15 protein-coding genes are annotated in these 14,360 nt (G+C 52.8%); 11 read left to right on the top strand and 4 right to left on the bottom strand.

The features are described 5' to 3' along the window. Positions 1-18: 18 nt before the first annotated feature. Genes AXA67_04150 through AXA67_04130 form a run of 5 tightly spaced genes read left to right on the top strand, consistent with a single transcriptional unit; the run spans position 19 to position 3,474 of the window. On the top strand, positions 19-648 hold the full coding sequence (locus tag AXA67_04150) for a hypothetical protein (GenBank protein KXJ41823.1): 630 nt from the start codon (positions 19-21) through the stop codon (positions 646-648). A 9-nt stretch (positions 649-657) separates the two neighbouring features. Next, on the top strand, positions 658-1,308 hold the full coding sequence (locus AXA67_04145) for a peptidase (protein ID KXJ41786.1): 651 nt from the start codon (positions 658-660) through the stop codon (positions 1,306-1,308). A 26-nt stretch (positions 1,309-1,334) separates the two neighbouring features. Beyond that, positions 1,335-2,147: a segregation and condensation protein A gene (locus tag AXA67_04140; GenBank protein KXJ41822.1), complete on the top strand. Its 813-nt coding sequence runs from the start codon at positions 1,335-1,337 to the stop codon at positions 2,145-2,147. After that, complete coding sequence (locus tag AXA67_04135; GenBank protein KXJ41785.1) at positions 2,148-2,705, top strand: segregation and condensation protein B; 558 nt, start codon at positions 2,148-2,150, stop codon at positions 2,703-2,705. A 19-nt stretch (positions 2,706-2,724) separates the two neighbouring features. Further along, positions 2,725-3,474, top strand: coding sequence for a pseudouridine synthase (locus AXA67_04130; protein ID KXJ41821.1), 750 nt, complete (start codon positions 2,725-2,727; stop codon positions 3,472-3,474). Positions 3,475-3,624: 150 nt separating this feature from the next. On the opposite strand, the gene AXA67_04125 is transcribed toward AXA67_04130, so the two are convergent. Continuing rightward, the gene (locus tag AXA67_04125; GenBank protein ID KXJ41784.1) at positions 3,625-3,945 is read right to left on the bottom strand and encodes a hypothetical protein; all 321 of its coding nucleotides are present in this window, start codon (positions 3,943-3,945) and stop codon (positions 3,625-3,627) included. 175 nt (positions 3,946-4,120) lie between these two features. Here AXA67_04125 and AXA67_04120 point away from each other — a divergent pair, with 175 nt between their 5' ends. From AXA67_04120 to AXA67_04105, 4 genes are read left to right on the top strand one after another with little or no spacing between them, the layout of a single operon-like run. Then, positions 4,121-4,429: a hypothetical protein gene (locus AXA67_04120; GenBank protein KXJ41820.1), complete on the top strand. Its 309-nt coding sequence runs from the start codon at positions 4,121-4,123 to the stop codon at positions 4,427-4,429. A 43-nt stretch (positions 4,430-4,472) separates the two neighbouring features. Continuing rightward, positions 4,473-5,342 (top strand): hypothetical protein, encoded by an 870-nt coding sequence (locus AXA67_04115; protein ID KXJ41819.1) that lies wholly within the window; start codon positions 4,473-4,475, stop codon positions 5,340-5,342. Between the two features lie 25 nt (positions 5,343-5,367). Then, the gene (locus tag AXA67_04110) at positions 5,368-6,366 is read left to right on the top strand and encodes a hypothetical protein (protein KXJ41818.1); all 999 of its coding nucleotides are present in this window, start codon (positions 5,368-5,370) and stop codon (positions 6,364-6,366) included. Beyond that, entirely contained in the window at positions 6,311-6,718 is a 408-nt protein-coding gene (locus AXA67_04105; GenBank protein ID KXJ41783.1) for a hypothetical protein, read from the top strand. The genes AXA67_04110 and AXA67_04105 overlap by 56 nt, the downstream gene beginning before the upstream one ends. A 40-nt stretch (positions 6,719-6,758) precedes the next feature. Here AXA67_04105 and AXA67_04100 read toward each other — a convergent pair whose 3' ends face one another. Then, the gene (locus AXA67_04100) at positions 6,759-7,202 is read right to left on the bottom strand and encodes a hypothetical protein (protein ID KXJ41782.1); all 444 of its coding nucleotides are present in this window, start codon (positions 7,200-7,202) and stop codon (positions 6,759-6,761) included. Between the two features lie 542 nt (positions 7,203-7,744). Further along, positions 7,745-8,569: a hypothetical protein gene (locus tag AXA67_04095; protein KXJ41781.1), complete on the bottom strand. Its 825-nt coding sequence runs from the start codon at positions 8,567-8,569 to the stop codon at positions 7,745-7,747. Between the two features lie 719 nt (positions 8,570-9,288). On the opposite strand from AXA67_04095, the gene AXA67_04090 reads away from it, so the two are divergent. Both AXA67_04090 and AXA67_04085 read left to right on the top strand, forming a co-directional pair. Further along, a complete protein-coding gene (locus tag AXA67_04090) occupies positions 9,289-12,177 on the top strand; it encodes a hypothetical protein (protein ID KXJ41780.1) in 2,889 nt (962 codons plus the stop codon). A gap of 145 nt (positions 12,178-12,322) precedes the next feature. Next, positions 12,323-13,501: a hypothetical protein gene (locus tag AXA67_04085; GenBank protein ID KXJ41779.1), complete on the top strand. Its 1,179-nt coding sequence runs from the start codon at positions 12,323-12,325 to the stop codon at positions 13,499-13,501. 9 nt (positions 13,502-13,510) lie between these two features. Here AXA67_04085 and AXA67_04080 read toward each other — a convergent pair whose 3' ends face one another. Then, positions 13,511-14,356, bottom strand: coding sequence for a hypothetical protein (locus tag AXA67_04080; GenBank protein KXJ41817.1), 846 nt, complete (start codon positions 14,354-14,356; stop codon positions 13,511-13,513). Positions 14,357-14,360 lie beyond the last annotated feature (4 nt).

Below are 14,360 nucleotides of genomic sequence, written 5' to 3'. Positions count from 1 at the left end.
GTATCAATGACGGAATTTATGGCCCAATATTTTCAAATCCACCCGGATAATCCTCAACCCCGCTTGATCAAAAGAGCAGTGGAAATTCTGGAAAAAGGTGGCGTGGTAGTGCTGCCCACCGATTCTTCCTATGCATTGGCGTGCAGGATTGACGACAAGCGCGCCTTGGAGCGGATCCGCCAGATTCGCCAGCTAGGAGACAAGCACAACTTTACCCTGCTTTGCAGTGATCTGTCCCAAGTATCCCAATTCGTTCGTCTTACCAACGAAGCGCACCGGCTCATCAAAGCGCTGACGCCCGGCCCGTACACCTTTGTACTCCGCGCTACCAAGGAGGTGCCGAGAAGATTGCAACATCCCAGCCGCAGGACTGTGGGGATCCGCGTGCCCGACAATACCGTTTGCCAGGCATTATTGGCGGAATTGGGCGCGCCATTATTCAGCACCACGCTAATTCTTCCGGGACAGGAACGGGCCTTGGAAGACGCGGAAGAAATCCGGGAGCGTTTGGAAAAAGTCGTCGATCTCGTGATTGATAGTGGTCCTATTCCCTATCAACCCACCACCGTCATTTTACTGACCGAAGAAATTCCGCAGGTGGTTCGTTGGGGAAAAGGGCGAGAAAAACTGGAAACCTTGTTGGCATAGGAAGTTTGAATGGATGAATTGACCTTGGCGCAAAAAATATCGGTGTTTATATTGCCGATATTGTTTGCCATCACCTTGCACGAAGTGGCTCACGGCTGGGTGGCCTGGCGCTTGGGAGACAGCACGGCCAAAAGGCTGGGCCGGCTTTCCATTAACCCCATCAAACATATTGATCCCATCGGCACCATCGTTGTGCCGTTGGTCATGATGTTGCTGGGAGGATTTATCTTCGGCTGGGCAAAACCGGTGCCGGTGGACTTCGGCAAACTCAGAAACCCCAAGCGGGACATGGCGATTGTGGCCCTGGCGGGACCGGGCGCCAATTTACTCATGGCCTTGGGGTGGGCCTTGCTGGCCAAATTGGCGGCATGGCTGGCCATCCCTTATGTCAGCGTGCCGTTGCTTTATATGGCGGCTGCGGGAATCTTTTTTAACCTGATATTGATGGTCCTCAATCTGCTGCCTGTTCCTCCGCTGGATGGTGGCCGGGTGCTGGTGGGTATTTTGCCGAATCGCTGGGCGGCCAAGGTCGCCATGCTGGAGCCTTATGGCATGCCGATTTTATTGCTGCTATTGATCACTGGCATGTTGGGCAAGATTTTAGGGCCGGCGATTTTGGTCTTGCAAGGCTTCTTTTTTGGTTTGGCCGGATTGTCATGAGCCAGCCTTCCTCTGCGGAAATCAAAATACTGCCGGTGGCACAAACCGAGAACCTATCCGCGCCAGTGGCCCGCCTTCACGGCAGCCCTTTTACGGAATTGCCCGAGAATCTTTACATCCCCCCCGATGCCTTGCGGGTTATTCTGGAAGAAACCTTTGAAGGGCCGCTGGATTTGCTGCTGTATCTGATTCGCAAACGCAATCTCGATATCATGCTGGTGTCCATTGCCGAGGTGACCGAGCAATATCTCGAATACATTGCCTTGATGGAAAACCTCAAGATAGAGCTGGCGGCGGAATATTTGCTGATGGCGGCGCTGTTGGCGGAAATCAAATCCCGGCTTTTGTTGCCTAAGCCTAAGGAAAACGAAAGTGAGGAGGAGGACCCGCGGGCGGAATTGGTGCGCCGGCTTAAAGAGTACGAAAAATTCAAACAGGCGGCGGCGGTAATGGATGAAATGCCGCGGTTGCACCGGGATCAGTTTCCCGTTTATGTGGACTTGGATCTTCCCCGCCGTCCACCCAAGCTGCCCCAGGTAACGGTGGAGGCGTTGGCAGAGGCTTTCCGTCAAGTACTACAGCGTGTCAGCCAATTACAGCACCATACCGTGGCGCGGGAGCGTTTGTCGGTGCGCGAGCGTATGAGCCGGATCTTGGCCGGTCTGCAGGAAAACAGGACGGTAGCTTTCGAGTCTTTGTTTAGCCAGAGCGAAGGCCGGGCCGGGGCGGTGGTCACCTTTCTTGCGCTGCTGGAATTGTGCAAGGAAGGTTTGGTGGAAGTATTGCAAGCGGAACCTTTGTTACCCCTTCGAATCCAACTTCCCGCAACTGAATCCTAAATGAATCTCAAAGACATTGTTGAAGCGCTGTTGTTCGCCTCTCCTGAACCTTTGACTCTACCGCAATTATTATCCCTATTGGAGGATGAAGGCGCCGATCGTCAAACCCTGGAAAAAATCTTGGATGAGTTGGCAGAGGAATACCAGGGGCGGCCGTTGGAATTGGTGCAGGTGGCCAGCGGTTACCGCTTTCAAGTGCGCAAGCACCTGGCACCCTGGGTCAGCCGGTTGTTTCCGGAAAAAGTGGGGCGTTATTCCCGGGCCTTGCTTGAGACCATTGCCATCATTGCCTACCGTCAACCCGTGACAAGGGGCGATATTGAAGCCATCAGAGGGGTGGCGGTCAGCAGCAATATCATCCGTACCCTCCAGGAGCGGGAGTGGATACGTGTGGTGGGGCACAAGGAGGTTCCCGGCCGTCCTGCCCTGTACGCCACCACCAAACGCTTTCTGGACGACTTCAACCTGCAAACCCTGGCGCAACTGCCTCCCATACAATTGGAACAAGATGAACAAACCGATCTGGAAAACCAGACCCCGTCCCAAACCACCCACTGAATCTAATCCTGGCGTACCGCTGCCGGAAGGTGAACGCTTGCAAAAGGTCTTGGCTCACGCCGGTTTGGGTTCGCGCCGGCAAATTGAAGGCTGGATCCGGGATGGAAAAATTCAGGTCAACGGCCGCCAGGCCCAGCTGGGAGACCGCTGGCGCAGCGAAGATGTGGTCAAGGTCAATGGCCGGATAGTGCATTTGAACAAGCGCCTGGGCGCGGCGATTCGCGTGTTGGCCTATCACAAGCCTACCGGAGAAGTGGTCAGCCGCCGTGATCCGGAGGGCCGTCCCACGATTTTCAAACGCTTGCCGAAATTGGAGAAGGGGCGCTGGATTTCCGTGGGCCGCCTGGATATCAATACCGAAGGATTACTGCTCCTCACCAATCACGGCGAATTGGCCAACCAACTGATGCATCCTTCCAGCGAGTTGGAGCGGGAATACGCGGTCCGGATTTTTGGCCCTGTCACCGGCGATATGTTGGAGCAATTACAGCAAGGGGTTATGCTGGAAGACGGCGTGGCTCGTTTCGTGGCCATTGAATCCGCGGGTGGCGATGGTGCTAATCGTTGGTATAAAGTAGTACTGAAAGAAGGCCGTAACCGTATTGTGCGGCGCCTGTGGGAATCCCAAGGCGTTACCGTGAGCCGGTTGATTCGAGTCCGGTATGGGCCGGTAGTCTTGCCGGATGGACTTAGAAAAGGGCGGGTTTATGAATTGACTACCGGCGAAATTGAGCAACTGCGGGCATTTGTTCAAGAACAAACTTTGTAGGGTGCGCTTAGCGCACCATAAATGCTTGGTGCATGAAATGCACCGTACCTGACGATGATAATGACGTCTTGAAATGCCAAATATTTATTAAAGATTAGGGTGCGCTCGGCGCACCATTCGTGAGCTAAATTTGGACGCCGTGAATTTTATTTACCCCAATTTGAAACCCGCATAAAACCCCGCCACCGCGCTGAGACCCTTGCCGGTAATTTGTGATAACCGGTCCACCAAAAAACCGCCAAATTCCCGGGCGTGTTCCGTAATCGCGCTGGTGACTGTCTTGAGCCCGGCATCGCTAATCTCAGCAAAGCCATAATACTCGCTGACAAACAGCAGCACGATTCCCAGTCCGCCGAGAAAAAGCGCCATCTTGATGGCTTTCTTGGCGAAATAACCCACCGCCAATCCGATAATAAACGGCGCGCCGACGTTGGCGAATAAAAAAGCAGTAATGTCGTCTTCGTTTTGCATGTGGAGTCTATCCTTCAAAGCCCCAATTTTACCCTCAATCCAACTTTCCGTCGCTTCATGTCGGTTGGGCGCGGATGGTCATGGAAGTGGACAATGAACATGACATTTCCTTGACCTGGAGTCAACTTCAGGTGTTAGAGTGAAAATCATGGGTTTGAACTTAAAGGTAGATGTCATGAAATTGGGCTTGTTGATTACACTGTTGGCCGTGGTCGTTGGCTACTCTAGCGTACCCCATGCCGCTGAATATATCCTGAGTGTGGATGGCTTGGGATGTCCCTTTTGTGCCTATGGGATCGAAAAGCGGTTGCGTACTTTGAAAGGCGTTCAGGCTGTGCGCGTTGATATTGAAAAGGGACAAGTCGTGGTAGTTACCCGTGATCCTGACCGTTTAACCAAGGATCAGCTAGGCGCCAAGGTCAAGGAAGCCGGATTCACGTTGCGTTCGCTGCGGCTAGCGCCGGAAAATGAAAAGGTCCCTTAGAATTGGAACCTGCCTCGCACTTTTTTGGCGGGTTCTTTATGGAATTGTCCTGTGCCTATTTGGCGAAGGGCTTGGTGCGGCCCCGGTAACATTCAATACCGCTTTGCCGGTGGCGCAAGGAGAATTCGTTTTCCGGCAGTTGTTCGTGGTCAACCGGGCGGCGAACGATCCGGGGCCTGTCAAGAGAAAAGTGAGTGGCTGGGCTTCCGTGTCGGTGCTAGGTTACGGCGTCTCTCCCCGCTGGACGGTGTTCGGCGTTCTTCCGGTGGTGGGGGAAAAGACCCTTTCGCGGGACACTAGTACCGGCAGGGAACGGCGGTCCGCGGGCGGTATCGGCGATCTGCTCCTTTTCAGCCGTTACACCTTGTATCAACGTGATCGTCCGGGCGGCACCTTCCGCATCGCGCCCTTTTTGGGGGTTGAAGCGCCAACCGGTCAAGAGGATGCGCGCGACAGCCAGGGCCGTCTCCCGCCTGATCTGCAACCAGGTTCCGGCTCTTGGGATGGCACGGCCGGCGTTGTCATCTCGCGCCAGACCTTGGCTTATCAGATCGACGCACAATTGAGTTACCGCTTCAATAGCAAAGCGAATCATTTTAAAGCGGGCGATAGGGTTAGTTTGGACGCCTCTTGGCAATATAGATTGTGGCCCCGGCAATTGAAAGGCGGGTTGCCCGGATTTCTATACGGCGTACTGGAAACCAACGCCAGCCACCAATGGAAAAACAAAATTTCAGGCCACAGGGAGCCTGATTCCGGTGGCTGGCGCTGGTTTATCACCCCCGGCTTTCAATATGTGACACGCCGCTGGGTGCTGGAAGGCGTGGTCCAACTGCCAGTGTTGCAGAACTTAAATGGCCAGGCCCTGGAACAAGATTGGATTGTCCGGACCGGTTTTCGCATTGCATTTTGATAGGGGGGGTGACATGGGCGGATGGATGCGTATGGGACGGGCATGGCTGGTCATTTTCTCGATTGGGCTTTTATTGGCCTGGCTGATCTGGATGCCTTCCCCCAAAGAACCAGGATATCGCTTCGTCCTTGCTTGGGGAGGGGCGGGCAAGGGCCCCGCTTTGTTTCAAGATCCCACCGGTATCGCGCTATCCGGCAATGAGGTTTTCGTCAGCGATTCCCGCAATGGAAGAATTCAGGTGTTCGATTTTGAAGGCCGCTTCAAACGTGCTTTTGGCCAGGGCATTTTGGGGCGGCCAATGAATCTAGCCTACCAAAACGGGGTTTTGTATGTCGCCGATTTCTGGCATGACAAGCTCTGGTTGTTTGGCGTTGATGGAAAACTTCAACGGGCAATTGGCCGGTCGGGGCAGGGCGCTGGTGAGTTCGATTCTCCAGCGGGGGTCGCTGTAGGACCGGATGGGGACATATATGTGGCTGATTTCTACAATCAGCGGATCCAGCGGTTGCATCAAGATGGAGAGTTCGTCCGCCAATGGGGGAAAACCGGCAAGATCGGCATCTGGGCTGGACAGTTTAATTATCCCACCGCTGTGGCGGTGGCGCGGGACGGCACATTGTTTGTCGCAGACGGTTACAATGACAGGATCCAAGTGTTTTCAGCAGAAGGAGCCTTTCGAAGGAAATGGGGCGGTCCTTTTGCTGTCAATATTTTCGGGCCCTTCCCGGGTTGGTTCGCCACTGTGACTGGTGTCACCTTGGATAGCGATGGTTGTGTTTACGTGGCGGATTTTTATAACCACCGGGTGCAAAAATTTACCGCTGGCGGCCGGTTCCTCACCGCTTTTGGCGAATATGGACAAGCCCCGGGTCAATTCGACCGCGCCATGGCGGTGGCCGTGGCTGCTTCAGGCGAAGTGTTTGTGGTCGATCATGGCAATCAGAGAATTCAGAAATGGCAAAAAAAGGATGAGCAAAGGGTATCCTATCGGTCAAGTCGCTGCTCTATTGGGAGTCACCGTTGACACTTTGCGTTACTATGAAAAAATCGGTTTGCTCCCCCCGGTTTCCCGGGATTCAGGCGGCAGGCGGCGGTACGATCAGGACGATTTAGTCCGTTTTCGTTTTATTCAACGGGCCAAGAAGATGGATTTTACCTTGGCGGAAATTGCTGAACTGCTCAAACTACGAACGGAACCACTTCAGGCCAAGGGAGAAATACAGCGGTTGGTTCGTCAAAAGTTAAGTGAAATTGACAACCGTATGCACGAGCTTGCTGTGTTGCGGTCGGAATTGGATAGTCTTTTGAACCAATGTCAGTCCGATAGTGCTTGCTGTCCCATCGTATCCCATATGGAAGAGGGCGATAAGGGATAATAATGGGCAAAATGCTTGAAATTGTGTTGCCACAAAACGCTCAAAAATCGATCTGAAAGCGGATGAAGATCTTACGCCGCTTTGCGTCCAGCTTGATCGCTTGATTCTCTTGAGTTTGGAACTTGAGCTGTATTTTAGAGGGAGAAAGTTTGAGCGCGCCGCCCACTTTGTTATCGAAGAAGCGAAACAACAGCTTATTATCCCGCAGCTTCAATTTCTTATTGAAGTCGTAAGACAATATCCACTGTTTGTTTTCCAGAAAGTTACCCGCCCCCAGGATCCGACCCAGAAGGTTCAAGTTTTTTTTCCGGGTTTGCTCCGCGCTTTCCTGCCGCTTCAGATAAGAGTCGAACTTGCCCAACCCGGCATATCGGCTTGATTTTGACGTTAAACAATACCGGCATTCGGTATCCTCTAAGGGGGCTTGCGCAATGACTGTCCCGGATAAACAAAACAACATGAATAGAGCAAAGAATACGCTCATTGCCAACCACCTCGCGTCCTAAATTTTGGACGCCTTTTTACTATTTGAACCTAAAAAACTTGCGTAAGTTCTAGGGCTAATTACAGGAAAAAACCCCGTGGCAGAACCCAAGGAAAACTAATACCTTCGTTGGAAAATCAATCTGCCATCCATGGATTGAGCATAGGAAGAAACAGGGGGAATTCAAGAGGGGCAATTGCCCTCAAAACAGCTTCACAAGCTATGGAATTAATGTTGTTTTGAAGCAAAGATTCGGTTTCTCACTTACTGAGATCCCAAGTTAATACTTGTATAAATTGGGTTATAGGGACGGAAACATCGCAAACCATGTTGGCAAAAAAGGACAGCGCCACAGAATCACCCAGAGACAATCTTTGTTTCCTGCCCTGGATCTAGGAAAATTTCTTTCAATTTTGTGAACTCGGTCAAGTTTTAGGCGGTAGCCATATGCCGTCGTCTTTGTGTGTTTTCAATGGGGACAGGTTTGGGGAGAGAAGCTACCCCTTCTGAATAAGCTTCAGAGGGGTAGGCAAGGGTTGAGGTCAGCGGATTTTATGGTGTTTCCCAAGGGCAGGGACGGCCATTGCGATTCCGGAAAAAAGTAAAAAAACCGCCGGAGGGAGTGGGACAGCGCTCAATTGCGCCGCGACATCCCCATCATGGACGGGCAGGATATAAGCCCTCTCGAGGGCATTGCCAAATCCGCTGAAGTTGTTGCCCCGGTTGACGAAAAAGTTGCTCTGGCTGCCTTGCCCAAAATTGAATACCCAATCCTGCACATTTATGCCGGTGACGGCATTACTGTTAACATCCACCGAGACAGCGGGGTTGGTGGTAGTATCGAAGGCCGCATCCATCCAGTAATAGCCCTTTTGCAAAGATATGAACGGGCCTGTGCGCAAGTTATTGAAATCATACGCGGGGTTGGGTACATTCTGGCCGGGAGTCGTCGGTGAGGGTATTGCGGCTGGCGGGTTGCCAAAATCCCTGTAATATACATAAGCCAATTCAGATTTTTTCAAATCGGCATCGGAAATGTTTGGATCTGGAAACCCAAGACGAAAGCCGGCGCCTGAAGCATGCGGCAGGCGCCATCCGGTGATGCCCTTGTAGTTGAGGGTGGCCACAAATTGGGCCGCGCCTTGTTCATTTGGACCGCCCGTTGGCACAGACAGGAATGCCTTTCCATCCCCCGCGTGACGAACGAATGAAAGAATATTGCTCCTGTCAAGTCCTTGTGGGTCAGCGATAAATGTCACATTCAGAACGTCTTCATAAAGCAGGCCATTGCCTTTGTCTATCAACGCGGCGAAAACGGATTGAATGTTGAAAAAAAGTAAAACACTGATTGCCATTGTTTTTATCATTAAAAATGCTCCTTATCGTGTTTTATGGTGGTGAAAATTGGATTTTTCCTGAATTATCAATTAACTAACTGACGATATCTAGCCTTCCTTCTGATACGTTTTTGGGTTTTTATGGCAGCAGAGCCTTTAGGGCTGCCTGTCAAGCATTGACCTTTCTTCCTTAAAATTTGGGGTAGCCTTCCATGGAAGATGACAGGCAGCCCTAAGGAATCTGAGTTTGAAGTGAGTCATCCATGACCCATTTCGAATCCCTCCTAAGCATGATAAGCATTTATCATGCCACACCCCTTTCCGGTGTTTTTCATACTTTGCACCAGTGTGTTATGCAAGCTCACGCCGTGAAAGGTAAGTTTTGAAAGACAATTTAGTGACTAACAGCCAAATTAGGTGGAATAGCTGATTTTTCCATGTAAATTCCTAAGTGTCGGTTTTGCTTAAAAACAGTGGGAGACGTTGCCCATAAAGGACATTGGCATATTCTTAAATTGCCAATGCAGTTTCCTGGTCGTCATTCAGCGACGGTTAACTTTCCCGTAAATCCGGGCTATTCAATAGCATCACGGGATTTGCTGTCGTTGGATGGAGACACATTGGGCTTGGGATTTTTTTCGTTTCCCCGGGAAACCTTTGGCGAAGAAGGGGGTGGTATGTATCTTGCTTTATAGGCTAGTGGCAGTATTTGCCTAGGGAAACCGGAAAAGAAAACAAGAGGAAGAGAAATGAGCACAGCTAAACTGGATTTACCCCCTCCCATGCCATGGAAGCTATGGCAGAAGCTCCTGACGATTCTCGCATTGGCGACCCTGTTGGCAATGCCGGCATGGGCTGATGAAGATGACGAGGACGAGGATAAAAACAAACACAACGCATCACTTCGTATTAAAGAGGCCAAATACAAACAAGAAAAACAACGCCTGGAAGTCAAGATTAAAGTCAAAGGATTAGGCCGCTACCAGGCGCTACTCTATGATGCTGCGAGCCATCAATTACTCAAACGCCGCGCCAGCGAGGATGATTCGCTCAAATTGAAAGTGGGCGGGCTGCAAGGCAGCGAAGTTCCCTGTGAAGTGGAAGTACAGATAGGCGAACTCAAAGCCCGGCGCAAGGTGGAACATGCCCCCTCCGATTGTGGTGGCCAACAAACGCCGCCCCCGGTGCCATTTCAGTTGAGTATCCAGGAAGCCGAGTTCCAAAAAAGCAAGGACCGGCTGTTTGTCAAAGGCACTTATCGAGGCGATCGGCCGGAAAAATTCGAGCTCTATGACGACATAACCAACCAGCTGCTTTCCGACACCAACGTACGCAAAAAGGCAGGGTATTTCAAATTCTTGGTTGCCCATCCAAACCCAATTCCTTGCCGTGTCCGGGTGGTGGCGGATAACTATAGCCAAGTGGAAAAGGTGAGGAATGCCCCAGGCGATTGCAGCGGCATTAAACCGCCGCCTGGATCCAATCAGCCCCCGGTTTGTTCGATTCTGAAACCAAATACCAATTCAGTCTCTATTCAATTGGGTGATGCTGTCGATTTTAAAGGCACCGCCAGCGATCCGGAAGGCGGCCCTTTAACCTACGAATGGGAAACCAATGGCGGTACCGATAGCCGGCCGTTGGTGGCTGATCCCGGGCCGTTGTTTTTCGATGTCAAGGTTGGAACTTTTCTGGTGCATTTCTATGTCACCGATGACAAGGGCGCCCGCTGTGACAGCACAGTGACGGTAATCGTCGGCGATGGCGGTGGCAGTGGCGGCACCGGTGGTGGTGGCAACGCTTCCATGGTGCCTCAGCAACCCGCGCCCGGCGATCCTGTCGCCGGAGACGGTAAACACACGGTATTACCTTTTAACGATCTGGGAATGCATTGCGGCGATTTGCGCTCCTATCCCTTCAGCATCTTGCCGCTGTTCAACACGGTTAACGCCCACGCTATTGAAAAAGGCACCACCGGTGCCAACCGTCCGAAGGTTCTAGATGACAGCAGCGTTGAACTGCGATATTCGGCGGCTTCCAACCCCAACGATCCGGTTGGGCCGGATTCCATCAACTCCACCAGCCAGAACTTCCCGGTGGGAGCGAGCGCGGACCAGGCGCAAATCAGCAAGACCGACTTCTGGGACGATCTGAATGGCAAGGGATCGGTGGTATCTCAGCTGTTTCCAGGGCTCAATCCAATGCCGGATGAAGGCTTGCAAACCCTGGACAACCCCGACCATGGCCGGTATATGCCAGGTCTGCTTGACCCTTATGTGGCCAACGAACCCCAGCTATTTGGCATGTACTTGACCAACAAAGGCTGGTTCACCGCCCAGGGCATTCCCATGACTCCGGTGGATGATAAGGGCCGTTTCAATTCCTATCCATTGATGCGGGTGCAAATGGTGGAAAAAGGCACTGACAATGTCTTGGCGACGACGGATGTGGTCGTGCCGGTTTCCACCGAAGTCGATTGCCGCGACTGCCATACCTTGGGTAAGGTGGGTGCCGATCCGGCTGCCCGCCAAGGAGTAGCGGGGGCGCCCAATTTCGTGGCCCCGGCCAGCGCCGACCGGGTGGACGTGGAAGTGGCGGCGAAGAAAAATATTCTGGCCTTGCACGACTTTAAACACGGCACCAATTTCCTGGCCGATGACAATCCGGTGTTATGCGCCAGTTGTCACCGCTCCAATGCCTTGGCCACCGTGGGCGGGCCGCAAGGGGTGAATGGCCTGGACAATATGTCCCGGGTCATGCACGGTTTTCATGGCCGCCTGCAAATTGATGACAATGGTAAATTGATGCGCGACGCCAACGGCGAACCCATGCTGATTAATCCACAGAACCGGGCAGGTACGAAGCCGTTGATTCCCTTCGGTCCTAAAGTGAGCATGGAGCAAAACTGCTTTCTATGTCATCCGGGCAAGATCACTCAATGTTTCCGAGGCGCCATGTTTACCGCTGGGCGCAAGTGTGACGACTGCCATGGCGACCTGTTGGCCGTGGGCGGCGAGTTCCCCATGAAAAACGGCCTGCCCAGGGAGCCGTGGGCGGATGAACCCAAATGCGGTGCTTGCCACACCGGTGTGGGCAGCGATCCGGTGGGAACCATCGCCTATGATCCTAACGATCCGGCTGCCACGCCGCTGACGCCGAAGACCATGCGCTTCGCGGAAAACAACGGTACTTTGTACCGCGAGAGCCATGACAATCATGCCGGTCTGGGTTGCGAAAGCTGCCACGGCAGTCCCCACGCCATCTGGCCCAACCGCAATCCTGACGCCAACGACAATGTGACGGCAATGCAATTGCAGGGTCACCGGGGCACCATTACCGAGTGTACTACTTGCCACGAACCTGGCAGCTTCCCCAAGGGCACCTTGGATGGTCCTCACGGCATGCACCCGGTCAACGATCCCGATTGGATCAGGAAACACGACGATTTTGCCGAAAAACGCAAAAACGGCGATCCTTGTGCCGCCTGTCACGGCGCTGATCACCGTGGCACCCGGTTGGCGAAAACGCCGGTGGATCGTGTGTTGAAAGACCGCAAAGGCAGGGTCAAAGCGACTTTGAAAGCGGGCGACATCGTCTCTTGCGATCTCTGTCACAGCTTGGCGAAAAGCTTCGACGATTGATAGGTTTGCCGAAAGACCTCCGTATGGCGGCGCCGTCCCGGCGCCGCCTTTTTTATTTGATCCAAATCAATCCTGGATTGTTTGATCTGCAATTTTTTCTCCATAAGTGGTATGTTGAAAAGCGGCTACAAAGAGGAGAACAACAATGAACAAACAAAGTTTGAAGAGGCAAGCAGCGGCGGTTCTGGCAGGGGCTATTCTCACGGTTTCTGCGAATAGTTTGTTATTGGCAGGTACTGGCCATGAGATGAAAGAAGAAGCTCACAAGAGCGAAGGTGTGACGACCTTTGGTCCCGGCGATAGTTTTCATTTGCATAAAACCATTCATCCCGAGGATTACAAAAAGGTGTTGGACATCGCCAAGCGCCCTGATGATCTGCCACCACCAATTCAACCGCGCCCCCCCAAGACCGTCGAAGTCAATCTGGTGGCACGGGAAGTCATTTCAGAAATCGCTCCGGGTATTCGGTTTCATTATTGGACTTACAATGACACCGTCCCCGGCCCTTTTATCCGGGTGCGGGTGGGGGATACAGTCAAGCTAACCCTGCACAATGACAGGACCAGCAGCCACGAGCATAACATTGATCTGCATGCGGTGACCGGTCCTGGTGGTGGAGCCGTCTTGACCAAGGTCAAGCCGGGAGAAACCAAAGCCTTTCAATTCAAGGCGCTCAATCCTGGTCTCTACGTTTATCACTGCGCTGCTGGCAATGCACCGACGCACATCGCCAATGGCATGTACGGGATGATCTTGGTGGAACCGAAACAAGGGCTGGAACCGATGGACCGGGAGTTTTATGTGATGCAGGGGGAGCTTTACACCAAGGGAACCATTGGTGCCAAGGGTTTCCAGCCTTTCGACGGCCAAAAAATGTTTGACGAGCGGCCTGAATACATAATCTTTAATGGCAGGGTCAAGGCGCTGGTGGATCATCCACTGAAGGCCAGGGTCGGTGAGAAGATCCGGATTTATCTGGGGAACGGTGGGGTGTCTCGGATTTCCTCCTTCCACGTCATTGGTGAAATTTTCAGTAAGGTGTGGCCTGAGGCCGCCACATTGCCGGTGGCGCGCAACGTCCAGACCACGCTGATTCCTGCCGGTGGTGCTAGCGTGGTGGAATTGCATCTCGACGTACCTGGCAATTACGTCCTAGTGGATCACGCCCTAAGTCGCATCGACCGGGGAGCGTGGGGAATTCTGGCAGTGGAAGGAGAAGAGAATGCCTCGATTTTCAGTCCAGTGCCAGTACTATCTGAAAAACCGGAGAGTGCGCAGGAAATTGATGCTGGGCCAGTGCGGTTGAAACTGCATCGGCAATGAGTCTGTGCCTTATTTTTTGGCCTGTAAATACCGCCGCAGAAATAATTCTGGGTCCACCTTGGTACGGTTGAGATAAACATTCATATGTAGATGGGGGCCAGTGACTCTGCCCGTGGCGCCCACCGTGCCAAGAATGTCGCCGCGTTTGACTTTTTGTCCTGGCTTGACAGCGATGTCTTGCATATGGAAATAGCCGCTGATGAGACCTTGGCCGTGGTCCAGGAAAACCGCATTGCCAGTGAAAAAGAAGTCGCCACGATCGATGACAATGCCGTCAGCGGGGGCTTTAATGGGAGTTCCCGCTGGCGCTACCAAGTCCAAACCGCTATGGGGATTGCGGGGTTGGTCGTTGAAAAAGCGGCGCAGGCCGAAAGGACTGCCTATGCGGCCGTGAACGGGGAGATGGAAATCCGTATCCACTTGATCGGTTGGGCGCCATTGGCTGAGGATTTTGCCGAGAATTTTCCGTTCCCGCTTGATTCTGGCCAGGTCCTCCGGTGGAGGACTGACGTAACGCTCTTTCCCCTTGGGCAGCTTGATGTATTGGGCCGGATATTCCTTGGCGGAGACAGTAAGTTCAAGGGTACGTTTTTCTCCGCTCCGGCGGACATTGACTTTATACTGACCCGGCTTGGTTTTAAGCGGTATACCCACCAGAGCAGTCCATTGTCCTTCATTTTTTAGCACTAAAACCGGCCTGTCGTTGAAAGTAACCACAGGTTTTTCCAGGCTGCCATCGCCCAGATTCAAGATTGCCACCCCGCCGGGAACGGGGCTGTGAACCGGCAAGGGTTGGGCGTGGAGCTTGGCAGTGAAGAAGAATAGCGATAATGCCAGCAAATAATAGGGCTTCATGGAG

Origin of the sequence: Methylothermaceae bacteria B42 (assembly GCA_001566965.1) — a bacterium.
GTDB lineage: Bacteria > Pseudomonadota > Gammaproteobacteria > Methylococcales > Methylothermaceae > Methylohalobius.
This window is presented reverse-complemented; position numbering and strand designations above follow the sequence as displayed.

Excerpts from the sequence above, each read along its gene's own strand:
- AXA67_04110 (KXJ41818.1), top strand. The coding sequence starts at position 5,368 with ATGCGTATGGGACGGGCATGGCTGGTCATTTTCTCGATTGGGCTTTTA.
- AXA67_04135 (KXJ41785.1), top strand. The coding sequence starts at position 2,148 with ATGAATCTCAAAGACATTGTTGAAGCGCTGTTGTTCGCCTCTCCTGAA.
- AXA67_04080 (KXJ41817.1), bottom strand. The coding sequence starts at position 14,356 with ATGAAGCCCTATTATTTGCTGGCATTATCGCTATTCTTCTTCACTGCC.
- AXA67_04090 (KXJ41780.1), top strand. The coding sequence starts at position 9,289 with ATGAGCACAGCTAAACTGGATTTACCCCCTCCCATGCCATGGAAGCTA.
- AXA67_04145 (KXJ41786.1), top strand. The coding sequence starts at position 658 with ATGGATGAATTGACCTTGGCGCAAAAAATATCGGTGTTTATATTGCCG.
- AXA67_04105 (KXJ41783.1), top strand. The coding sequence starts at position 6,311 with ATGAGCAAAGGGTATCCTATCGGTCAAGTCGCTGCTCTATTGGGAGTC.
- AXA67_04125 (KXJ41784.1), bottom strand. The coding sequence starts at position 3,945 with ATGCAAAACGAAGACGACATTACTGCTTTTTTATTCGCCAACGTCGGC.
- AXA67_04100 (KXJ41782.1), bottom strand. The coding sequence starts at position 7,202 with ATGAGCGTATTCTTTGCTCTATTCATGTTGTTTTGTTTATCCGGGACA.
- AXA67_04120 (KXJ41820.1), top strand. The coding sequence starts at position 4,121 with ATGAAATTGGGCTTGTTGATTACACTGTTGGCCGTGGTCGTTGGCTAC.
- AXA67_04150 (KXJ41823.1), top strand. The coding sequence starts at position 19 with ATGGCCCAATATTTTCAAATCCACCCGGATAATCCTCAACCCCGCTTG.
- AXA67_04095 (KXJ41781.1), bottom strand. The coding sequence starts at position 8,569 with ATGATAAAAACAATGGCAATCAGTGTTTTACTTTTTTTCAACATTCAA.
- AXA67_04085 (KXJ41779.1), top strand. The coding sequence starts at position 12,323 with ATGAACAAACAAAGTTTGAAGAGGCAAGCAGCGGCGGTTCTGGCAGGG.